Origin of the sequence: Flavobacterium gyeonganense, assembly GCF_029625295.1 — a bacterium.
GTDB lineage: Bacteria > Bacteroidota > Bacteroidia > Flavobacteriales > Flavobacteriaceae > Flavobacterium > Flavobacterium gyeonganense.
Window position 1 is genome coordinate 378,962 of the sequence record NZ_CP121112.1, and the last position, 22,932, is coordinate 401,893.

Here is a 22,932-nt window from a genome sequence, read left to right on the forward strand (position 1 = left end):
AACTCAAACTCATAATTGCTTTTTTTGATATTTTAAGCAATTATAGCCAAAGCGATTGTCTCCGGACAATCGCTTTTTGATTTATATAACTAAGAAAGAAAGTGAAATTTAAGATGCCATAGCAATTTCTAATGGTGCAGCTATTTTTGCTAAAGTAAGAGGATCCGAATATCCTAAGAAAAAAACATCCAGTATTTCCTGAAATACAGGATCAGCATTTTGAGCCTGAGAAAAAAGTGTCATTGAAGAACGAAGCTTTCTTGCATCTAATTCTCCAAGAATAGCCTCAATTGATTTTGCTTTATATTCCAATAAAACATTACAAATTTCAATCAGGTGTTTCGCCAGAATAGGGTGATTTAAAAAATCTTCTGCTTCTTTAAGATCAGCCAGCGCATAATATTTAGCTATCGTGCTTTTGCCCAAGCCTTTCAACTGAGGAAAAATAAACCACATCCAGTGCGTTTCTTTCTTCCCTTTTTTTAATTCGGAGTAAGCAGTAAGGTAAAGTTTGTTCTGTGCATCTAAAAAGCGTGTTAAATCATTATTTGCGTAAGCCATTCTGAAATAATTTATAAGGTTAAACAATTTTTTAGGTTTGTTTATAAAGTCCTCCAAAACTACTCAGCTTCCGGGCTTAAAGTTTTATATAATTATTAAAGTTACATTATATAATTTCAATTTATAAAAACCAAAACAGCTGCAAAAACAAGTAATGCAGCTGTTTCGAGAAAAATATACAATTAAAAAGAATTTTAATTTTTGAAATAATACAACGATTTTTCAATAATAGAAAGGCATTCCTTAATTTGATCTTCAGTAATAACCAAAGGCGGAGCCAGACGAATTTTGTTTCCATGAGTTGGTTTTGCCAATAATCCGTTATCCCTGAATTTCAGGCAGATTTCCCAGGCCAGATCCGATTCTTCATCAGTATTGATTACAATCGCATTTAGTAAACCTTTTCCACGAACCAGTGTAATCAAATTATTATTTTTAGCAATTTCGTTTAAACCTTTTCGTAAAATAATTCCCAGACGTTCAGCATTTTCAGATAGATTTTCGTCTTTTACCACTTCAAGTGCAGCAATTGCAACAGCAGCTGCAACCGGATTTCCGCCAAAAGTAGATCCGTGCTGTCCCGGTTTGATTACATTCATTATTTCGTTATTTGCTAAAACCGCAGAGACAGGATAAACTCCTCCTGAAATGGCTTTTCCTAAAATCAGAATATCAGGCTGAACATTTTCGTGATGAACTGCTAAAAGTTTTCCGGTTCTTGCAATTCCGGTCTGAACCTCATCGGCAATAAACAATACATTATGTTTTTCGCAAAGGGCTTTTGCTTTCGCTAAATAACCCTCAGACGGAACATATACTCCCGCTTCTCCCTGAATCGGTTCTACCAGAAAACCGGCTATATTTTTTGAGGATTCCAATGCTTTTTCTAAAGCCTCCAGATTGTCATATTCAATTTTTATAAAGCCTTCTGTAAAAGGACCGAAACTCTTACGGGCACTTTCATCATTCGAAAACGAAATAATGGTTGTAGTTCTTCCGTGAAAATTATTCTCACAAACAATAATCTGTGCCAGATTTTCATGGATTCCTTTTACTTCATAAGCCCATTTTCTGCACAATTTCAAAGCTGTTTCTACCGCTTCGGCACCTGTGTTCATTGGCAGGACTTTATCAAAACCAAAATAATTGGTTACGTACTCTTCGTAATTTCCTAATTTATCATTGTAAAATGCACGGGAAGTTAAAGTCAGTTTTTGCGCCTGCTCTACCATTGCCCCCACAATTTTAGGATGGCAGTGTCCCTGGTTTACGGCAGAATAAGCCGATAAAAAATCATAATATTTCTTTCCGTCCACATCCCAGACATAGACACCTTCCCCCTGTCTAAAACTACAGGAAGCGGATGATAATTATGAGCTCCGTATTTATTTTCTTTCTCTATTAAAACTTCTGATTTAGATGAAAGAGTTTCTTGTGTATGTGCCATGATTATGTATTTATAACTTTTACAAAAATAATTATATTATATTATTCTACAATAAAAAACACTACTTTTGACTTTATATATCAAATAAAAAGTCAATTTAATAAAATTTACAAAATAAAAAAGTAAATTTTAATTTTAAACAATATAGAAATGGATTCATTAGACCAATTTGACATCAGAATTATAAAAGAGCTTGAAAAAGACGGCAGAATGGCTTTTTCTACCATTGCAGCAAATCTGAAAATCTCAAATACAATGGTACATCAGCGTGTTAATCGTTTAACAGAACAAGGGATTATTTCAGGGATAAAACCTTTAGTTAACGAAAAAAAATTGGTTACGACTGGGCTTCCTTTACCGGAATAACACTTAATAAAGATTCGGATTCAGAAAGGATTATCGAAGCTTTAAAGACTATTCCGGAAATCACCGAATGCTATTATGTTACAGGATCTTTTACGCTTTACATCAAAATCATAGCTAAAAACCACGAACATATGAGAAATGTACTTTACGAAAAAATAGACCGGATTTCAGGCATCGCCAAAACCGATTCAATTGTAGAACTGGGATGTGCTTTTAAAAGAAATATTACACTTTAAAGTTTTGCATATTTAAATTTAAAATTTTAGTTTTCAATAATTTAATTCCTATAGACAAACCTCAAAAGAAAAAAGCTTTGAGATTTTTTTGTACGATTATATTTCAGATATTTGTTTAAAATTGTAAAAAATCATGAAAAAATCAACACTCTTAATTTTAGCTATTTCCTTGTATTTCAACACCATGAACGCACAATTAAAAGCAGTAAAATACAGCGATGGAAATCAGGTTTTAAACGGACTATCAATTAAAGCTGCAAAAAAAAGTAGTCAGAATCCAGGTATATTACTTTTGCCTGCATGGCTTGGAATTGACAATGCTTCAAAAGAAATAGCAGAAAATTTATCCAAGCTGGGCTATACTGTTTTTATAGCCGATATTTATGGTGAAGGAAATTATCCTAAAAACACATCTGAAGCAGGAAAACAAGCCGGTTTTTACAAAAAAAATTATGAGGCATATCAAAAACGTATTCAACTGGCTTTAGAACAGTTAATCAAATCCGGTGCAAATGGTGATAATATTGTGGCTATTGGCTATTGTTTTGGAGGAACCGGAGTTTTAGAAGCTGCCCGAGGTAAATTAAATGTAAAAGGTGTGGTATCATTTCATGGCGGTTTAGGTAAAGATGCTGCCAGACCTTCTGAAACTATCACAGCCAAAGTTTTAGCTTGTCATGGAGCAGACGATCCATTTGTTTCAAAAGAAGAAATAGCTGCCTTTCAACAAGAAATGCGAGACACTAAAGCAGACTGGCAAATGATCTATTATGCAAATTCTGTACATTCATTCACAAATCCAGAAGCAGGAAATGACAATTCTAAAGGTGCTGCTTACAATCCGGTTGCTGCAAAACGATCTTTTGAACATTTACTGCTTTTCCTGAACGAGGTACTTAAAAAGTAACCGACAAACCAACCAAAACTAAACCAAAAACCAATGTCACATAATAAAATCAGAGAAGATAAAACCTGTCTTAACTGTCGTCATGTTGTAGAACAAAAGTTTTGTCCCAATTGTGGACAAGAGAATTCAGACAGCAGAAAAACATTTCATCATTTGTTTATCCACTTTTTTGAAGATCTGACACATTACGAAAATGCCTTTTGGAAAACGATACGAAATCTACTTTTTAAACCGGCAACTTTAACCAAAGAATATCTGTCGGGAAAAAGACTTTCCTATTTGGCTCCGGTTCGTTTATATATTTTCATCAGTTTCATTACGTTTTTATTAATTGCTATGTTTCCAGTTAAAGTCAACGAAAATAGTAATAAAAGTGAAAAGGAAATAAATGACGAAATCGCTAAAGCTACACAAGAATTAAACATCAAAAAAGAAAATAATAAATACTTCCATTTTTCAAACATGAAGAAAATTGATTCTATTCAGAAATATGGAAAACAAGAAGAAAAACTGAATGCTACCAGCTACTGGTTTGCTGAAAAAGCAATACACATCAGTGAAAAATATACCAAAAAAGAAATTTTTACAAAATTTACAGAATCTTTCTTTCATAATCTTCCTAAAATTTTATTTATCATTATGCCATTTTTTGCTTTTTTCTTATGGCTTTTTCACAATAAAAAAAAATGGTATTATTTTGATCATGGCATTTTTACACTTCACTATTTTTCTTTTTTATTATTAATTTTCCTTGTAATGTTTATTATTGACCGTGTTGTCGGTCTTTTTGGTGAAGATAGTCCCCTGAATATTATTTCCACTATTACCAGCATTGTCGGAACAATCTGGATGTGTTATTATTTTTATCCGGCTCATCATCGTTTTTATGGTGAATCAAGAATAGTTTCTTTTGTTAAAAGTGTATTGTTATTCATTATAAACTCTCTTTTTATTTTATTTTTGCTAACCTTGTATATTCTCTATACATTTATCAACATACATTAAAAACGAATAATGAAAAAAATTGCATTTCTGTTATTGATTGTTTCTGCATTTTCATGTAAAAATACTCAAAATATTGCCTTTAAGGACAATTCCGATCCTTCTGAATACACTGAAAAAATTTCCGAAACAAATTTAAAAACAATGCTTTACAGAATAGCTTCAGATGAAATGGAAGGCCGTGAAACTGGCTCGAAAGGACAAAAGAAGGCTGGACTTTACATGATAGAGCAATATAAAAAAAATGGAATTCCTTTTCCAAAAGGAGCAACTGATTACTATCAGCACATTCCTGCATCGTACTTAAATGCAAGACATAACGAAAACTTACCTGATTCAGAAAACATCTGGGCATACATTGAAGGTTCAGAAAAGCCAGATGAAATTTTGGTAATCTCAGCCCACTACGACCATGTGGGCATTCAAAATGGAGAAGTTTACAACGGAGCTGATGATGATGGTTCCGGGACAGTAGCGTTATTAGAAATGGCTAAGGTTTTTGCAAAAGCTAAAAAAGAAGGACACGGACCTAAACGCTCCATTTTATTTCTTCATGTAACCGGAGAAGAACATGGATTGCATGGTTCTCGTTATTATTCTGAAAACCCATTGTTTCCTTTAGTAAATACAGTTGCTGATATTAATATTGACATGATTGGCCGCCGTGATACAGAACATGCTAAAACAAACAATTATGTCTATGTTATCGGAGCCGACAGATTATCATCGGATTTACATAATGCAGTTATTTCACAAAACGACAAATACATTAAAATGGATCTTGATTTTAAATTCAATGATCCTAAAGACCCAAATCGTTTTTATGAACGTTCTGACCATTATAATTTTGCGAAACACGGTATTCCGGCAGTTTTCTTCTTCAATGGCGTTCACGAAGATTACCATGGCAAAGACGATATAGCAGAAAAAATCGAATATGATGCTTTAACAAAAAGAACAAAATTAGCTTTTGTTGTTGCGTGGGAACTGGCCAATAGAGAAAACAGACCGGTAGTGGATAAGAAATAGTTACAAAGGTTTCATATCTGTGTCAAACAAAAAAGGATGAGCTAAAACTCATCCTTTTGCTATTTTTTTGAAAAACTCTAGATATAAAAACTGTGTCATTTTGTTTCTCTGAACCTTTATTTCTTATCTAGTCATTCATCGAAATCAAAAATTCTTCATTATTTCTGGTTTTCTTGAAACGGTCATTTACAAAGTCCATAGATTCTACCGGATTCATATCAGATAGGTATTTACGCATAATCCACATTCTCTGTAATGTTTTCTCGTCTAATAATAAATCGTCGCGACGTGTACTTGATGATGTAAGATCGATGGCAGGGAAAATACGTTTGTTCGCAATTTTACGATCCAGCTGAAGTTCCATGTTACCGGTACCTTTAAATTCTTCAAAGATAACCTCATCCATTTTAGAGCCGGTTTCTGTCAATGCTGTTGCGATGATACTCAATGAACCACCGTTTTCAACATTTCTTGCAGCTCCAAAGAAGCGTTTTGGTTTTTGAAGTGCATTAGCGTCAACTCCTCCGCTTAATACTTTTCCTGACGCTGGCTGGACAGTATTGTAAGCTCTTGCTAGACGTGTAATTGAATCCAAAAGAATCACAACATCATGTCCGCATTCAACAAGGCGTTTCGCTTTTTCAAGTACAATATTGGCAATTTTCACATGCTCCTGCGGTTCTCTGTCAAAAGTCGAAGCAATAACTTCTCCGCGTACACTTCTTTGCATATCTGTAACCTCTTCAGGACGCTCATCAATCAAAAGAACGATTAGATAAACTTCAGGATGGTTAGCTGCAATTGCATTAGCAATATCTTTTAACAACATGGTTTTACCTGTCTTCGGTTGTGCGACTATCATACCACGCTGCCCTTTTCCAATTGGAGAAAATAAATCGATAATTCGGGTTGATACAGAACTGCCTTTTTCGGCTAATTTGAATTTTTCAGAAGGAAAAACCGGTGTAAGGTGTTCAAAGGAAACTCTGTCGCGAACTACCTGCGGATCGTGACCATTAATTTTAAGAACACGAACCAAAGGAAAGAATTTCTCACCTTCTTTTGGAGGACGTACAACCCCTTTTACAGTATCTCCGGTTTTAAGTCCAAACAACCTGATTTGTGAAGTTGACAAATAAATATCGTCTGGAGAAGCTAAATAATTATAATCTGATGAACGTAAGAATCCATATCCGTCCGGCATCATTTCAAGAACGCCTTCACTTTCTATAATTCCGTCAAACTCAAAGTCTGAATCCCTGAAATTATTATTCTTTTTATTCTTATGATTTGGATTCTGGTTTCCGTTATTTCCATTACCATTCCCGTTTTGATTCGGATTTTGATTCTGAGTTTGGTTCTGGTTCGGATTTTGTTTTTTATTCTGATTAGGATTAATCTTTTTTACCGGAACAGTTTCTTCTTCTTTTTCAGCTATGGGAGTAGCAGGAACACCTGTTTCTGACTCTACTGCTTCTTCACTTTCCTCTTTTACAGTTTCTTTCTCTTTCTGCAAAGCAACCTTTTTCTCGTATGCTGATTTATTAAACTTAACGATTTTTGGTTCTTTTTTATCTAATGCTTTTTCCTCTACTCCTTTGTTTTCAACAACTTCCTCTGCTTTTGGCTTTGGCTGGATTTTAGCATTTGGTTTTGAAGCCGGAGTTTTTATCTCCTCACGTGGTTCTTCCACTTTATCAAATTCTAAAACAGGAGCATTTTTAATTGCTGCTGCCTTTTTTACCGGAGCAATTCTTGCTCTCTTTGGCTTATCTTCTATTTCTGCATTTGCAACAACAGGTATTGACTGCTCTGAAGTCGTTTTTTCCTGATGCGCTAAAATCTGACTGATCAAAGTATCTTTTTTGACACCATTAAACTTTATAGTTTTAGCTAATTTAGCTATTTCTTGAAGCTCAGAAAGCTTCATTTCTTTTAATGCAGAAATATCAAACATGAATGTTCTATGAATTTAATTATTTTAAAGGAAAATACTGTAAAAAGAATAGGTAGATAATTATTTTGAATGAACCGCAGTATGAAGTGCTTACGGTAATATGATGCAATAATACGAATAAATTTTTATCATACAATAGTATTTATAAAAAAGAAAATATATTTTTGTAAAACAATTTTAGGTTATGATACAACGAATTCAAACAATATATCTGCTACTCACCTTTTTGGTAACCGGAGTTTTACTCTTTTTTGTTCCGCTTTGGACAGTAAACGGAAAAGATTTTTACTTTATGCAGGATCAGGTCTACACCATATTATTAGGCTTGAGTACAATGTTAACTATTATTAGTATTATATCATATAAAAAAAGACAAAATCAGTTTGTCATGGGCAGGCTGAACATCATATTAAATTTAATTTTATTAGGATTATTTGTTTACCGTTCACTAAATTTATCTGGAGAAACTACTAATGTTGTTTCTGAGAAAGGTATTGGGATGTTTCTTCCTATTGTTGCTATCGTGTTATTAGTTTTAGCTAATAAGGCCATCAAAAAGGACGAAGATCTTGTAAAATCTGTTGACCGTTTGAGATAAACCTATAAACTTAGTTTATTGCGCGAAGAGAACCCGAATTGTATGATTCGGGTTTTTTTGTGAAAAACATACTACAATTAATAACAAAAACAGAAAATAAATTTAAGAAACACCATGTTGTAAGTAGATTTTTCATAATTTCGCTTTTGTTATTTCAATTTATTTATGGCACATAAAATAAGAATACACCTAGCAGATGACCATTTAGTACTTATTGATGGATTGATAAATTTATTAAGTACTGTTTCTGAATTCGAGATTGTAGGTTCATCCTCTAATGGCTTGAATATTTTCGATGAAGTAACAACTAACAATGCCCATATTCTAGTACTTGATCTTAGTATGCCTGAGAAAGATGGTATTGAAGTTTTAAAAGAGTTTCAGCAAAAAGGATATCCTTGTAAAGTTATCATCCTGTCCAGCTATGATGATTTAAAAATAATCAGGGAAGTAATGAATTTAGGTGCCAGCGGCTATCTGACTAAAAAATGTGCAGGTGAAAATATAATCGAAGCCATTGAAGTAGTCAATGAAGGACAAGAATATTTTTGCAACTCTGTAAGAGAAAAAATCTTCAATACTTTTACTGAAAACAATCCTAAATTAAATAAAAAAAATATCGTTCCTGAAAATTCAATTTTAACATGCCGGGAATTAGAAATTGTAACTCTAATTTCACTTGAGTATAGTGGAAAAGAAATAAGTGAACAATTATTTATAAGCACCAATACTGTAGAAACCCATCGCAAAAATATTATGAAAAAGCTGCAGACAAAAAATACTATTGGACTTGTAAAATATGCTATCAAAAACAATTTGATTAAATCCTAAAACTATCCTCTCCTCAAATTCATACAATACCTGTAAGAAATAGTGCTTCTTCCTGAGTGTCCCCTGATCTGGATAATGTAAGTTCTTTAAAAAACATTTTTAGAAAAAATAACACATTCAATTATTTATGAATTTGTTTTTAACTTTATAAGCTATATTTTTATCCAATAATTTTTTAATATGTTGGATTTTCGCAATTTTAGAATTCTTTTTTTATCTTATTTTTTTGTATCGCTGCATTTGGCCAAAAGAAAGTTTTTACTGAAAAAGAATTATTAAAACTTTACAACCAGGCAACTATAAATCTTCACAATGAAGATTATGAAAAATCATTAATACAATCCAGATTACTGCTAAATCATTCTCTTTTATTACAGAATTATAATTTAATAGGAAAAGCATACAATACAATTGCAGCTAATTTTGATGGCATCTCAGAACCAGACAAAGCCCTTTTTTATTATCAAAAAAGCTTAATATATGCTGAAAAATCAAATGATTTAGAACTTCAGAACTGGCTATACAACAATATTGGAAACATTTATTGTTTTGATAAAAAAAAATATGAAAAAGGAATTTCCTATTATATTAAATCATTATATTTCAGCAGATCAACCAAGGATTCTTCACAAGTTTTTTTCACTAAGCTTAATATAGCCTGGGCTTATTTTGATATTGGACGTTTCTCAGAGGGATATCCTTATCTAAAATATATTAATAAATACAACGATAAATACGGCATGGAAACCACAGCCGCCGTTACCAACATGCTTAATGGCATGTACTACAGTTATATAAAAGATAATCCTAAAGCAGATTACAATTTCAAAAAGGGTATTGAAAATGCCATAAAATACGATGAGAAAACTGATTTGTCTTACATCTATCAGGAATATTCAAAATTTTTATCTAAAAATAAAAATTTTGAAGCCGCTTATAAAAACTTAAGCTCCTTTCAGCAATTAAACGACGAAATTAATCTTCAGGATAAAGCAAAAAAAGCAAAAATTGCAGGAATAAATCTCGAAATTGACGAATACAAGAGAGAGATAGACAAAATGGGCATTGAAAGTAAAAAACGGGAAAAATTATTTCACTCTGAAAGTGCCCGCAAAAACAAGATGACGACTATCATCTTATCATTATTCCTTATTAGCCTTATCTTATTTTACTTTTTTTATCAAAACACAAAACTGAAACAAAAAAACAGAATAAAAGACATTCAGAATAAAATAAATCAAAACCTAATCAATGCTACTATTGACGGTCAGGAAAACGAACGGAAAAAGATTGCTTTATTTTTGCATGATACTATTAGTGCTTCATTATCTTCGGCCGGAATGCATTTGAATGTTTTTTTATCTCAACACAGTAGCCTGCCTGCTGAGATTACAAAAACAAAATTAATTTTAGACGAAACCCATGATAAGGTCAGAGATCTTTCCCATGATCTTATTCCTACCTTATTGGCACGTTTTGGTTTATTATATGCGCTGGATGATTTATGCGAAAAATATTCAAATTCCACATTACATTTTGAATACCAAAATACCATTCCAATCAAGAAGAGATATACCGAAAAATTTGAAACCAGGCTTTATTTTATCATTTCTGAGCTTTTGAACAACATCATAAAGCATAGTGATGCCAGTAAAGCATTAGTTTGCCTGATTGAAAATCATAACGAGATGATTATTGAAATTACGGATAACGGAAAAGGATTTGATATCAACAAATTCAATTTTGTGGAAGGATTTGGTCTTCATCAAATAAAGGCTAGAATAAACAATCTCAATGGACAATTTGATGTCAAATCTAAAATTAATGAAGGAACATCAATTAATATAAGTGTACCTTTAAATAGCTAAAAAAACGCTTCAAAAATGAAGCGCCTTTTTTATTTCTCTAATGTTATGCAATCTTTAAAAAAGATTTTTTTAAAGATTGCAACTATCTAGGCATCCGTTTTTCCGCCTTTTCTATCATCTTCTGGTTGATTTTTTTCTTCCTCTTTTGTTTCCTCTTCATCTGCAAAAAAATAGGTAGTTTGTTCTTCATCCGCTAAATCTTGAATTTCCTCTACTTCTAAAAATCTCTTTGTCATAATTGGTTTGTTTTAGTTAATATTTAAATTTTAGTCTCATTTTACAATTTCAAGATATTCCTAATTGATACCTCATACGTAATCCAATCTTACTACTTAATAATAATTGCATTACAATAATAATCTATTTTTTTTAATAAGAATAAATTTAATTATTAAATTTGAAACAAAATGTTGTAAAACAAACCACACAAATAATTCTATTGCAAATGCATCAAACCCGGGTTATTTTTCTATCGCTTATTTTACTAATTTGTTTTAGCAACAATTTTTATTCTCAAAATAAAATTCTTTCTAAAAATGAGATTGAGAAATTAGTAACAGATGCGACTAAAAACTGGAAAATACATGACTATGAAAAATCATTGAGACAATCCAGAACTGCTTTAAAAAACGCTATTGTCATTAATGATAATTATCTAATTGCACGTTGTTACAATTTAATTGGCGTAAATTTTGATGACTTGCTTATGCTTGATAAAGCATATCCATTTTATATAAAAGCTTTATATTATATTGATAAAACAGAAAATAATATTTTAAAAAGTAAAATCCATAACAATTTAGCTAATATCTGTTTTTTTGAAAAGAAGCAATATAATCAAGGTATATTTCATTATAAAAAAGCTCTTGAATACAGCAATAAAGCATCTGATAAAGCTAAAATATATCTTAGAAAACTTAATATTACCTGGGCCTATTTTGAAGTAGGAAATTTCAAAGAAAGTTTAGAATATTTCAAATATATAAATGAATTTAAACAACATGGAGATAAATCAACCCAGGTTGCCTTTAATATGTTAAATGGAATTTATTATGATCATAAAAATGATACCGTAAAAGCAAATTTTTATTTCTCGAAGGCAATTGCATTAGGAAATAAAAGTGATGAGAAGTTTGATTTATCGATAGCCCATCAAAAATATGCTTCTTTTTTATTTAAAAATAAGAATTATAAAAAGGCCTACGAAAATATAATAGAATTCAATCGCATTACGAATGAAATTGCTGATTTAGCAAAACAAAAAAACAAAACTTGCCGGGGTTAATCTTGAGCTGGACGAATTTAAAAGAGAAGTTGATAAAATAGAGGCTGAATACAAAAAAAAGCAACAAATATTACAAAGAGAACAATCACGGCACAAAAAGGTATTCAGTATAATTGTTGTTTTATTTCTCATCATAACTATTCTTTTTTATTTTTTTTATCAAAACACAAAACTGAAACAAAAAAACAGGATAAAAAATATTCAGAATAAAATACATCAGAATATAATTAACGCGAGTATTGACGGACAGGAAAGTGAGCGGAAAAGAGTTGCCTTATTTTTACACGACACCATTAGTGCCTCACTCTCATCTGCAGGTATGCATTTGAATGTGTTTTTATCTCAAAACAGCACTGTTCCTGATGAAATCATAAAAACAAAATTTATTCTGGACGAAACACATGATAAAGTTAGAGATCTTTCACATGACCTCCTTCCTACTTTATTAGTTCGTTTCGGATTATTATATGCCCTTGATGATTTATGCGAAAAATATTCAAATTCTACATTACATTTTGAATATCAGAATACCATTTCAAGTAAAAAAAGATATGCTGAAAAATTTGAAACCAGACTCTATTTTATTATTTCTGAACTACTCAATAACATTATAAAACATAGCAAGGCAACCCGGGCTGAAGTTTCATTATCAGAAACAGAAAACCATAAACATTTGATTATCAAAATCACAGATAACGGAAAAGGATTTGATATTAATGATTTTAATTTTGTTGAAGGATTTGGACTTAATCAGATAAAAGCCAGAATAAATAACCTGAATGGACAATTTGATGTGAAATCAAAGATTAACGAGGGGACTTCTATTAAAATAACAGTTCCTCTTGACGATTGAGTTTCTTAGTCTTTAGTGGTTAATTCTTAGTTATTTTTGTTTTGAGTCACTAATATTTAAACCCTTTTATCTATTTCAATGATTTCTAAATCTTTTATTTTATCTCCTTCAATTACAAAGCGCAACATTGTTCTTACCTGATGGAAACCGCTTTTACCGGCTGCACCCGGATTCATGTGCAACAGGTTATTTTTTTTATCAAACATCACTTTCAAAATATGTGAATGCCCGCAAATGAATAATTTTGGGGGATTGGTTTGTATTTCTTCTCTAATCGCTGGATTATATTTTCCGGGATATCCGCCGATATGGGTAATCCAAACTGAAACTTCTTCACAAAAAAACCTATTGTGAAGCGGAAATTCTAACCGGGCTTGCGCATCATCTATATTCCCATAAACACAACGAAGCGGTTTTAATTTTTTGATAGAATCAGTAACATGCAGATCTCCAATATCCCCTGCGTGCCAGACTTCATCAGCCTGCACAACATATTTTAAAATAGTATCATCAATATGACTGTGAGTATCGGAAAGGAGGAGGATTTTTTTCATTCTGAGAAACTAAGATTCTGGAAGGCTAAGATAATGAGATTTTCAATACTATGTTATTCAACAAAAAAATCCGATTGCTTTCACAATCGGATTTTTATATTCCACAACGATTCAGTTAGATGCACTTCTTTGCATCTCTAGATTGTATCCTAAATATAAATTATTGGTTTTTAGGACTTTGGTTTTTTAACGTCTTTCAGATCTTTCGTGTCTTTAGTATCCATCATTTCCATTAGTTTCAAACCCAATAAACCGCTGATAGAACCATCATATCCTCCGCTTCCGGAAATTAAAACATCAGGAATTACTTTGATGTTTCCTTTACCAATTTCTTCGGTCACTTTATAACGGGTAAAGTTATCTCCACCCATCGCGCTCACCTGAAGCTGATACGCTTCAGCTGTTGATTTACCAATTGCCATAATCTTTTCGGCTTCAGCCAAACCAGTTTTTGAGATTCTTTCAGCTTCTGCACTGGCATTTAGTTTAGTTGCTTCGGCCTGCGCTCCTGCTCTGGCCTTTGTTGCTTCGGCTTCGGCATTTGCACGCATTTTTGTAGCTTCGGCTTCAGCATTTACATTCAGTTTCAAACTGGTTGCATCTCCTTCTGCTTTTTTCACGGTTGCATCAGCAGTTCTTTGTGCAATTTCGACACTCTGAGAAGCACGAACAATCTCTTTCTGCATATCTGCAATCGCAGTTTCTTTTTCCATACCCTGACGCTGTTCCTGTGCCATTTTTTGGATTTGATATGTCTTTTGTTCTTCTTCGGCTAATTTTCTATCCGTCAAAGTCTTCATCAACGAATCTGGTGGAACTATGTCTCCAATTAAGGTATCAACTGCATTTACGTTATATTCATCAAGAACTAATTTTATGTGGTTTTTAGCCGATTCCTGGCGCTCTTTTCTGGTTGTCAGGAACGAAATTACATCACTGTCCTGAGCTGAATTTCTAAAATAGTTACCAATAGTAGGCTCCAGAACCTGAGAAACCAGATTATTCATGCTTCCAAAACGCGCAATTACTTTTGGTGCTTCAGCTGCAGGAACGTGAATAATCTGTGCCACGTCTAAATTAAATGGGAAACCATCTTTTGAACGAACCGTAATGGTCGAAAGGTTTTTGTCCAAGTCATGCGATTCACTTCTGGCATTTGCCCAGTTCAATACTAAATTCGTTGTGGGAACGGGTTCCAATTTTGTGGTATACTTATTTAAAGCATATTTCCCTGGTCCAAATGGTTCCATCCAGACACCACGCTGTCCTTTAGAAACAATATTTCCGTGTTTGAAAGTGTCCCCCGTAACATCCTGACCATCTTCACCAATATACGAAATCACTACACCAACATAACCAATCGGCACATCCGTCATTGGGTTTTGCTCAATTAAAATTCCCCATGTATTGATATAATAAGAACCTGCCAGCATAACCTGAGGCTGTAAACCACGATTTCCGCCATGCTCCAAAAACTTATCAAAATCCTGAAAGTTATTGTGCCCTTCGACAAATTTACCTGCAATCTGCCCTTGCGGAATCGGCTCTCCATCAAGTGCCGTTACGATACCAATCATGTTTTCGTAAATCTTGATTTGATCTGCAATTACAATTTCGAACAGAAAAGTATTAATACGATACGAACCTGTGGTAATAAAAGCCGTCTGACGCCCTTTTTGACCTCCATTGTTCAAAAAAGCTGTAGCATCCTGAAAATTATCACTTTCTACTTTTCTGGCCAGGATTCTTCCGGTTGGAATTTCCTTTCCGTCTTTACTTAAAACCAATCCGATTTTACCTTCCGGAATGAGTGTAAATCCGGTCATATCGATTGAATATTGCCAGATCCACATTCCCCAGTACAAACCCGGAGCCAATGTTTGTGCCTGATAACCCGCCTCGCCTTTTGTGGCAATTATACGTCCATCTGGCAATGATTTGTCTGCACCAAACAGAACGAATTTTTTGGTCACTAAACCAATTCTGTCTTCGGGAACGATAACCATTCCGAAGAAAACACGCAAAATAAATTTGTAAAAAACAATGGCAAATAAAATTAAAATTATCCACCAGTAAGAAGTAATTTCATTCATGATTATTAGTTATTTAGACTACAAACATAACAGAAATATTTCCTGTTAAAATTAAAAAAAATTAAAATTAACATTTGGAGTTTCATGCTTAAAAATGTTAAAAAATGGTTTCACTTATATCGTTGGAATTGTCAATTTCTGACACGATTTTTAGCCAAACAAACTATGATTTGCATATTAGGTTTTAAAGGATTTTAACAAAGTTTCTGAGATGCTAAAATACTATGGCTATACATTTTTGTTTTTGGATTTGATTCTGATGCATATTAATCTATATTTTCATTTATATCGAAATATTATACCTATATAAGTGTGATTTTCTAATCTGGGGTTAGACGCACTACTGTGCTTCTCTACAAAATAAACGAGACGAAAAACCTTTGCATCTCTGAACCTTTGCATCTTTGTCCTGTAAAAAGAAAAAACCTTTGTACCTTTGCACCTTAGAACCTCTGCACTTCAAATGAGATATTTTATTCACTTTGCTTATAACGGAACACATTATCATGGCTGGCAATTTCAGCCGAATGCATCGTCAGTTCAGGAGACTTTAAATAAGGCACTTTCTGTTTTGCTGAATTCTACGATAAATGTAATGGGTGCCGGAAGAACCGATACCGGAGTTCATGCTTCTGAAATGTACGGGCATTTTGATTTTGAAAAGTCTATTGATGTTCCGAATTTGATCCACAAACTCAATTCGTACCTACCAAAAGATATTGCGGTTTTTGACATTATTGTGGTTCATGATGATGCCCATTGCCGATTTGACGCTACAAAAAGAACTTATGAATACCATATCAATACGGTTAAAAATCCGTTTTTAGAAGGACTGAGCTGGTATATGAATCAAAAATTAGATATTGATTTAATGAATGAAGCCTCTAAGATTTTATTAAAACATACCGATTTTCAGTGTTTTTCGAAAGTAAATACGGATGTGAATACATTTGATTGCACGATTTTTGAGGCCTACTGGAAAAAAGAAAACAGCAAACTGATTTTTACTATTTCGGCAAACCGTTTTTTGAGAAATATGGTTCGGGCCATTGTTGGGACTTTGGTAAATATTGGTCTGCACAAAATTTCGCTGACTGATTTTGAGAATATCATTGCAAGTAAAAGCAGAGAGAAAGCAGGATTTTCGGTTCCGGCACATGGTTTATATTTAACCGAAATTAAGTACGATTATATTATAAAATAGCCCTGATTGCAATGGAAATCCTTTTTTGTTTTTTCTTTAAAAACAAAAAAGATTGAAGTGAAAAGCAGGAAGAAGCTCCTAAAAATAAATGAAAGCAAAAGCATTTGACACCGGATTATTTAAACGAATCCTAAAATATACCAAACCTTATAAATGGCGCTATTACGGCGTTATTCTTTTTGCAGTGTCATTATCGATATTTGCTGCACTTCGCCCGTATTTACTGAAACAAACTGTTGACGGCTACATTAAAACACATGATAAATACGGCTTGTTGATGTACATTATCCTGATGGGAGTTGTGTTGCTTATGGAAGTATTCTCTCAGTTTTATTTTGTTTTTTGGGCAAACTGGCTGGGTCAGGATATTGTGAAAGACATTCGGAACAAGCTCTTCAAGCACATTTTGAGTTTCAGGATGAAGTATTTTGATTTGGTTCCGGTTGGGCAATTGGTGACCCGATCTGTTTCGGATATTGAATCGATTGCACGTATTTTCAGTCAGGGATTGTTTATGATCATCAGTGATTTGATGAAAATGCTGGTGGTACTGATTTTTATGTTTTATATGAACTGGAAACTGACCTGGATTGTGGTGGTTGCTATGCCGATCCTGGTTTATATTACCCGAATTTTCCAACGTAAAATGCAGGTTGCCTTTGAGGAAGTCCGTACACAGATTGCCAATATGAACTCCTTTGTTCAGGAACGTGTAACGGGAATGAAAATAGTTCAGCTTTTTAACCGTGAGAAAATCGAAGCAGAAAACTTTAAAAATATTAACGACAAACATCGTGTTGCGTGGATCAAAACGATTTTATATAACTCGATCTTTTTTCCGATTGCCGATATTATTTCGTCTATCACTTTAGGACTGGTTGTTGTTTTTGGTGGATTTAAAATTCTGAACGGAGATAACTTTACGACTTTCGGGGATTTATTTTCGTATACTATGTTCATCGGAATGCTGTTTAATCCGCTTCGTCAGATTGCGGATAAATTCAATGAGATGCAATTAGGAATGATTGCTGCCAATCGTGTTTTTGATATTATTGACACACAGGATCACATTCAGGACACCGGAACCCTCGAGGCACCTGTTTTTCAGGGAAGCATAGAATTTAAAGACATTCGTTTTAGTTACATTCCGGAAGAAGAAGTTATAAAAGGTATTAATTTATCTGTAGCTTCGGGACAGACAATCGCTATTGTGGGTTCGACGGGAGCCGGAAAATCTACTATTATAAATTTACTAAACCGCTTTTACGAAATTAACAGCGGAAGCATTTTTATCGACGGAAATAATATAGAAAACTATACTCTGGCCTCTTTGCGAAAACAGATTGCGGTGGTTTTACAGGATGTTTTTTTGTTTGCCGATACCATTTACAATAACATTACTTTACACAATCCCGAAATTACTCGTGAACAGGTTATTGATGCCGCTAAAAAAATTGGCGTGCACGATTTTATCATTAACCTGCCTGATAATTATGACTTTGATGTAAAAGAGCGAGGTGTTATGCTTTCTTCCGGGCAACGACAACTGATTGCATTTTTACGTTCGTATGTGAGCAATCCGAGTATTTTGATTTTGGATGAAGCTACCTCTTCAATCGACACCTATTCTGAAGAATTGATTCAGCGCGCTACAGAAACAATTACCAAAGGCCGTACTTCTATTGTTATTGCACATCGTCTGGCTACTATTGTTAATGCTGATAAAATTGTGGTGATGGATAAAGGTCTGATAGTTGAGCAAGGCACTCATCAGGAATTACTCAATAAAGCTGATGGTTATTACAAAAATCTGTACGACTCGCAATTTTCGGTTGCTAATTAAAACAGTCGTATCTTTATATTGTTCACTTGAAATTTAAATTAAAAAAAATAACGTCACGCCGTGCATTCGTAATTTATGTGATTGTCTCTATTCTCATTACGGTTTCTTCTGTTTACATATTAAGTAATTTAATTACAGATCTTACCGAAAAAGCAAATGAGGAAGGGGCACAACGTAATTTTATCAAGAAACAGGAATTCATGTCCCAAGAGTTTTCAAACCTGCTCGAACAGGAAAACATAATAAGACACGTTTTAAAAATTAGCAATCCGGAAAATTTGTCTTCTAATTTAAAGGTTTTGTCATCGGTACAGACAACCAATTCTTTGATCGTAAATAACTGGTTTCAGATTAATGATGAAAGAATTCAGTTTGGAACTGATTCTACTGCTACTCAGGCAGAAATTAATGATACTGAAAATTTTGTTCTTCAACATAAAAATGCAAACTATATAAGTAAAATTGTTCCTTTTGGAAAGGAATGGATCTGGCGGATTTACTTTAAACTAATTTCTAAAAATCATACAACTGTCCGTTTTGGTTACGACATCAGCCTAAAAAAACTTCACGATTATTTTTCTAAAGTAGATAAGTCCAGGTCGGCAACAAATTATGCTTTCATTTTTGATAAATCAGGAAGATGTATTTATCATCCGGAATCTAACTTTATAGGAAAAAATATTTATGAGATTTCTTCTACCAGATCAATTGACACCATTTTTACTAAAAAGCAGGATTTTGTAAAAAGAGTTACGATGTCTGAATTCTTGAAAGTGGATGTGATTCGGTTTACAAAAAGGCTTGATGTCAAAGGTTCTCACTGGTTTATATGTGTTAGTTTTCCAAAAAATGTTATTGACGAAAATGTGACGCTGATAAAAAAATATTCAACCTGGATTTATTCTATAACAACTGTAATGTTATTGTTGATTTTCTATTTATTCTCTTATGCCAACAGACGTGCTTACAGAGAAAAGGGAATCGCTATTAAAGAAAAAAACCGACTTCTGGTTGAGAACGAAAAAATTATAAAAGAAAAAGCTCTGATCCAGCTTCAGCAATTAAAGGAGCAAATTAATCCGCACTTTTTGTTTAATTCGCTCAATTCTCTTTATATGCTGGTGGGAACCGATGTGAAAACAGCACAGAAATTTACATTGAACTTATCCCGTATTTATCGTTATCTGATCGATCCTCCAAAAAAGAATATAGTTCCGTTGAAGGACGAATTATTATTTATTGAAAAATATATCTTTTTACAGCAAACCCGTTTTAAGGAAGAATTATTTTTTTCTATCAAAATTGAAGACGAAACTGCACTGGAAAAATTTATTCCGTATCTGGCATTTCAGGTTGTTGTCGAAAATGCGATCAAGCACAATATGGCAACACAGGAAAATCCTTTAACAACTCAAATTATAATCCAGAAAGATCAGGTCATTATTAGTAACAATCTCCAAAAAAAGACACACAGCGAACCTGGTGCCAATTTTGGCTTAAAATACCTGTCGAGTATTTATACTTTTTATTCCAGAACCAATTTTGAAACTTCAGAAAAAGACGGCAATTTTGTATGCATTCTGCCATTAATATCCATTCACTCCTAAAAATAAGCCACTCACTCCCTTTCCTTTTTTATTTGAACATGAAACTAATAGTTTCGCGTTAAAATTAACCTAAAATTAACAACAATGAGGGAAAAGGCATTCCTACATCATGTAAAATTATTCTGCTTATTAATTTTACTATTATTCATTCCTGTTACGGTTCTTTCGCAAAAGAAAAAGAAAAAAGACGCAGAGACTGAACTAGTAAAAAAAGATTCTACTGACGCCAAAAAAGGAAAAAAATACAATGACCTTATAAAAAAAGGAACTGTAAAAAAGGGTCTCTTCAATATTATACAAGTTAAAACTGATGTTTATTTTGAAATTCATGACAGTTTATTTAAAAGAGAGTTTTTAGTTGTAAACAAAGTATCACAGGTTCCTTTTCAGATAAACGAATATGGCTTAAACAAAGGGATGAATTATGAGAACAAAGTAATCAGTTTTTATAAAGATACAATTGCAAACAAAGTTTGGGTGAAGTCTTATCTTCCAAAAGTTTCTTCTCCTAAGGATGATGCCATAACAGCTTCTGTAAAAGATAATTTTGCGGAGTCTATCATTGAGGTTTTTGATATTGAAAGTAAAAATAACGACTCGACTTCGGTTGTTATTAAAGTAAATAAAATTTTTGACGGTAAACAGAAGAGTTTCAATGACCTAATAAGCAATGTTGGATTAAGCAGTTCTGTAAAATCTGATTTATCTTATATAGAAAGTACAAAATCATTTCCAAAAAACATTATTGTAAAGTCGCAGTTAACGACTTCTCTTCTGGAAGATGGAATTCCAGCATCAGTAACGCTTGGCGTAACAAGTAATATTATTTTATTGGACAAAACCCCAATGAAATCTCGTTTTTCTGACACCCGTATTGGATATTTCACTGAAAAGCATTGGTATTTTGCCGATGCACAGCAGGCGATGCTTGAAAAAGAATTGATTACCCGCTGGCGTTTAGAACCCAAAAAAGAAGATGAAGAACGATATTTGAAAGGAGAATTAGTAGCGCCTAAAAAGCCAATCGTGTATTATATTGATCCATCAACCCCAAAGCAATGGAGAAAATATATTATTGACGGTGTTCACGATTGGCAAACGGCCTTTGAAAAAGCCGGTTTTAAAAATGCTATTATTGCAAAAGAGCCTACTGAAAATGATTTAGATTTTGATGTTGATGATGTTCGTTATTCTGTAATTACTTATGCAGCATCTCCAAAATCCAATGCTATGGGACCATCTGTTGTTGACCCGAGAAGCGGTGAAATTATTGAAGCAGACATTATATGGTGGCACAATGTGATGACTTCCCTTCAAAGCTGGATGCGTATCCAGACCGGCCCGATTGATCCGAAAGCCAGAGCAAATACTTTTAGTAATGAGCATATGGGAGAAGCAGTACGTTTTGCATCGTCTCACGAAGTAGGACACACATTTGGTTTAAAACACAATATGGGATCTTCGTTTGCTTATGATGTTGAATCTTTACGGTCTAAAGAATTTACGGCAAAAATGGGCGGCACTGCTCCTTCTATAATGGATTATGCCAGATACAATTATGTAGCACAGCCGGAAGATAGTGTTACGGTTATCACTCCTAAAATTGGAGAATACGATAAGTACGCAATTGAATGGGGATACAGATGGTACCCACCTAATGAAAACGAAACTGTTAAACTAAACACTCTGATTGCCAAACACCAAAACGATCCTGTTTATTTTTATGGTGAACAGCAGGGCGAGGTAATTGACCCGCGTTCACAGTCTGAAGATTTAGGAAATGATGCTGTAAAAGCAAGCGAATACGGTTTGAAAAACTTAAAACGTGTTGTCGATAATATCTTAAGCTGGACATACGATAAAGACCAGCCTTACTACGAAACAGGTAAACTGTATATTGGAGCTATCGGACAATGGCAAATGTACAACCGTCATGTAATGAACAATATTGGCGGTATTTACTTAAACCCAACTGTTCACGGCGATAACAAACAAAGTTATGTTCCGGTTCCTGCAGCCATGCAAAAAAAAGCTGCTGATTATTTAGTTAAAAATGTACTTACGATTCCGCAGTGGTTGTTTTTCAATACCATTTTAGACAAGACAAATCCGCTGAAAGACACTCCTCTTGGACCTTATGAGTACACTCCTTATACCCTTTCAAGAGAATTACAATACGATATCATGTATAAATTATTAGGTGATGAGCGTTTACTTCGAATGACAGAAAACGAATTATACCAGCGAAATAAAACCAATGAAAAGGTTTTTACCGTAAATGAGTTGTTTAAAAAAATGCATCAGAGTGTATTTTTAGGAACTATTCAAAACAAATCGCTTACCATTCTGGAGCGTATGACGCAAAAGAATTATGTGGATGTTTTAATTATTTCGACCAATAAATTATTTGAAAAAACAGACCCTAAAAACATAATCGACTTACGAGAAACATTACAAATGCCTCATTTATGTTCTCTTGATGATGAACATATGGCAAGAAACATCAATCAGTCTTTTTTAAAAAGAGTTACGGAAGTAACTTCTGATAAAAAAGGAGAATTGGGCAAAGTACTTCAATTGTTAAGAACAAAAAGAAGCATAGGAGATCAGTCGACCCAAAACCATTACCGCGATTTGATACAACGAATCGAAAAAGCCCTAAATAATACAACCTTTTAATACAAACCCAAT

The 22,932-nt window shown here is 33.4% G+C and carries 17 protein-coding genes and 2 pseudogenes; 13 read left to right on the plus strand and 6 right to left on the minus strand.

Features of this window, described 5'->3' with window-relative positions; all coding sequences use genetic code 11:
• Nucleotides 1-108: 108 nt before the first annotated feature.
• Both P5P89_RS01405 and rocD read right to left on the minus strand, forming a co-directional pair.
• Nucleotides 109-561 carry a DUF1810 domain-containing protein gene (locus P5P89_RS01405; protein WP_278010412.1) on the minus strand — a complete coding sequence of 151 codons (453 nt, stop codon included), beginning with the start codon at nt 559-561 and terminating at the stop codon, nt 109-111.
• A 194-nt stretch (nt 562-755) separates the two neighbouring features.
• Nucleotides 756-2,008: pseudogene (rocD, locus tag P5P89_RS01410) on the minus strand (ornithine--oxo-acid transaminase).
• 150 nt (nt 2,009-2,158) lie between these two features.
• On the opposite strand from rocD, the pseudogene P5P89_RS21590 reads away from it, so the two are divergent.
• The 4 genes and pseudogenes from P5P89_RS21590 (at nt 2,159) to P5P89_RS01435 (ending at nt 5,548) form a co-directional block, all read left to right on the plus strand.
• Nucleotides 2,159-2,610: pseudogene (locus P5P89_RS21590) on the plus strand (Lrp/AsnC family transcriptional regulator).
• Between the two features lie 133 nt (nt 2,611-2,743).
• Nucleotides 2,744-3,517, plus strand: a complete 774-nt coding sequence (locus P5P89_RS01425) for a dienelactone hydrolase family protein (RefSeq protein ID WP_278010414.1) — start codon at nt 2,744-2,746, stop codon at nt 3,515-3,517.
• 33 nt (nt 3,518-3,550) lie between these two features.
• Complete coding sequence (locus tag P5P89_RS01430) at nt 3,551-4,522, plus strand: DUF3667 domain-containing protein (RefSeq protein ID WP_278010415.1); 972 nt, start codon at nt 3,551-3,553, stop codon at nt 4,520-4,522.
• 9 nt (nt 4,523-4,531) lie between these two features.
• Entirely contained in the window at nt 4,532-5,548 is a 1,017-nt protein-coding gene (locus P5P89_RS01435; protein ID WP_278010416.1) for a M28 family peptidase, read from the plus strand.
• Nucleotides 5,549-5,675: 127 nt separating this feature from the next.
• On the opposite strand, the gene rho is transcribed toward P5P89_RS01435, so the two are convergent.
• Nucleotides 5,676-7,505 (minus strand): transcription termination factor Rho, encoded by a 1,830-nt coding sequence (rho, locus tag P5P89_RS01440; protein WP_278010417.1) that lies wholly within the window; start codon nt 7,503-7,505, stop codon nt 5,676-5,678.
• Nucleotides 7,506-7,689: 184 nt separating this feature from the next.
• Between rho and P5P89_RS01445 the strand changes: the two genes are divergently transcribed.
• The 3 genes from P5P89_RS01445 (at nt 7,690) to P5P89_RS01455 (ending at nt 10,802) form a co-directional block, all read left to right on the plus strand.
• Nucleotides 7,690-8,103 carry a DUF4293 domain-containing protein gene (locus P5P89_RS01445; protein ID WP_278010418.1) on the plus strand — a complete coding sequence of 138 codons (414 nt, stop codon included), beginning with the start codon at nt 7,690-7,692 and terminating at the stop codon, nt 8,101-8,103.
• A 165-nt stretch (nt 8,104-8,268) separates the two neighbouring features.
• Nucleotides 8,269-8,934: a response regulator gene (locus P5P89_RS01450; RefSeq protein WP_269236795.1), complete on the plus strand. Its 666-nt coding sequence runs from the start codon at nt 8,269-8,271 to the stop codon at nt 8,932-8,934.
• Nucleotides 8,935-9,674: 740 nt separating this feature from the next.
• The gene (locus P5P89_RS01455) at nt 9,675-10,802 is read left to right on the plus strand and encodes a sensor histidine kinase (protein ID WP_278010419.1); all 1,128 of its coding nucleotides are present in this window, start codon (nt 9,675-9,677) and stop codon (nt 10,800-10,802) included.
• A gap of 86 nt (nt 10,803-10,888) precedes the next feature.
• On the opposite strand, the gene P5P89_RS01460 is transcribed toward P5P89_RS01455, so the two are convergent.
• Nucleotides 10,889-11,038, minus strand: a complete 150-nt coding sequence (locus P5P89_RS01460) for a hypothetical protein (protein WP_278010420.1) — start codon at nt 11,036-11,038, stop codon at nt 10,889-10,891.
• A gap of 161 nt (nt 11,039-11,199) precedes the next feature.
• Between P5P89_RS01460 and P5P89_RS01465 the strand changes: the two genes are divergently transcribed.
• Nucleotides 11,200-12,087, plus strand: coding sequence for a hypothetical protein (locus P5P89_RS01465; RefSeq protein ID WP_278010421.1), 888 nt, complete (start codon nt 11,200-11,202; stop codon nt 12,085-12,087).
• 331 nt (nt 12,088-12,418) lie between these two features.
• Nucleotides 12,419-12,940 carry a sensor histidine kinase gene (locus tag P5P89_RS01470; RefSeq protein WP_340696537.1) on the plus strand — a complete coding sequence of 174 codons (522 nt, stop codon included), beginning with the start codon at nt 12,419-12,421 and terminating at the stop codon, nt 12,938-12,940.
• A 56-nt stretch (nt 12,941-12,996) separates the two neighbouring features.
• On the opposite strand, the gene P5P89_RS01475 is transcribed toward P5P89_RS01470, so the two are convergent.
• Both P5P89_RS01475 and P5P89_RS01480 read right to left on the minus strand, forming a co-directional pair.
• Nucleotides 12,997-13,494: a metallophosphoesterase family protein gene (locus P5P89_RS01475; RefSeq protein ID WP_278010422.1), complete on the minus strand. Its 498-nt coding sequence runs from the start codon at nt 13,492-13,494 to the stop codon at nt 12,997-12,999.
• A 170-nt stretch (nt 13,495-13,664) separates the two neighbouring features.
• The gene (locus P5P89_RS01480) at nt 13,665-15,587 is read right to left on the minus strand and encodes an SPFH domain-containing protein (RefSeq protein ID WP_278010423.1); all 1,923 of its coding nucleotides are present in this window, start codon (nt 15,585-15,587) and stop codon (nt 13,665-13,667) included.
• 463 nt (nt 15,588-16,050) lie between these two features.
• Here P5P89_RS01480 and truA point away from each other — a divergent pair, with 463 nt between their 5' ends.
• The 4 genes from truA (at nt 16,051) to P5P89_RS01500 (ending at nt 22,920) form a co-directional block, all read left to right on the plus strand.
• Complete coding sequence (gene truA / locus P5P89_RS01485) at nt 16,051-16,791, plus strand: tRNA pseudouridine(38-40) synthase TruA (RefSeq protein ID WP_278010424.1); 741 nt, start codon at nt 16,051-16,053, stop codon at nt 16,789-16,791.
• An 88-nt stretch (nt 16,792-16,879) separates the two neighbouring features.
• Complete coding sequence (locus tag P5P89_RS01490) at nt 16,880-18,634, plus strand: ABC transporter ATP-binding protein (RefSeq protein WP_278010425.1); 1,755 nt, start codon at nt 16,880-16,882, stop codon at nt 18,632-18,634.
• A gap of 26 nt (nt 18,635-18,660) precedes the next feature.
• Nucleotides 18,661-20,241, plus strand: a complete 1,581-nt coding sequence (locus tag P5P89_RS01495) for a histidine kinase (RefSeq protein WP_278010426.1) — start codon at nt 18,661-18,663, stop codon at nt 20,239-20,241.
• An 84-nt stretch (nt 20,242-20,325) separates the two neighbouring features.
• Nucleotides 20,326-22,920 (plus strand): zinc-dependent metalloprotease, encoded by a 2,595-nt coding sequence (locus P5P89_RS01500; RefSeq protein WP_278010427.1) that lies wholly within the window; start codon nt 20,326-20,328, stop codon nt 22,918-22,920.
• The last annotated feature ends 12 nt before the right edge of the window (nt 22,921-22,932 follow it).

Coding starts and splice junctions, on each gene's coding strand:
- P5P89_RS01405 (WP_278010412.1), bottom strand. CDS start 561: ATGGCTTACGCAAATAATGATTTAACACGCTTTTTAGATGCACAGAAC.
- P5P89_RS01425 (WP_278010414.1), top strand. CDS start 2,744: ATGAAAAAATCAACACTCTTAATTTTAGCTATTTCCTTGTATTTCAAC.
- P5P89_RS01430 (WP_278010415.1), top strand. CDS start 3,551: ATGTCACATAATAAAATCAGAGAAGATAAAACCTGTCTTAACTGTCGT.
- P5P89_RS01435 (WP_278010416.1), top strand. CDS start 4,532: ATGAAAAAAATTGCATTTCTGTTATTGATTGTTTCTGCATTTTCATGT.
- rho (WP_278010417.1), bottom strand. CDS start 7,505: ATGTTTGATATTTCTGCATTAAAAGAAATGAAGCTTTCTGAGCTTCAA.
- P5P89_RS01445 (WP_278010418.1), top strand. CDS start 7,690: ATGATACAACGAATTCAAACAATATATCTGCTACTCACCTTTTTGGTA.
- P5P89_RS01450 (WP_269236795.1), top strand. CDS start 8,269: ATGGCACATAAAATAAGAATACACCTAGCAGATGACCATTTAGTACTT.
- P5P89_RS01455 (WP_278010419.1), top strand. CDS start 9,675: ATGGAAACCACAGCCGCCGTTACCAACATGCTTAATGGCATGTACTAC.
- P5P89_RS01460 (WP_278010420.1), bottom strand. CDS start 11,038: ATGACAAAGAGATTTTTAGAAGTAGAGGAAATTCAAGATTTAGCGGAT.
- P5P89_RS01475 (WP_278010422.1), bottom strand. CDS start 13,494: ATGAAAAAAATCCTCCTCCTTTCCGATACTCACAGTCATATTGATGAT.
- P5P89_RS01480 (WP_278010423.1), bottom strand. CDS start 15,587: ATGAATGAAATTACTTCTTACTGGTGGATAATTTTAATTTTATTTGCC.
- truA (WP_278010424.1), top strand. CDS start 16,051: ATGAGATATTTTATTCACTTTGCTTATAACGGAACACATTATCATGGC.
- P5P89_RS01490 (WP_278010425.1), top strand. CDS start 16,880: ATGAAAGCAAAAGCATTTGACACCGGATTATTTAAACGAATCCTAAAA.
- P5P89_RS01500 (WP_278010427.1), top strand. CDS start 20,326: ATGAGGGAAAAGGCATTCCTACATCATGTAAAATTATTCTGCTTATTA.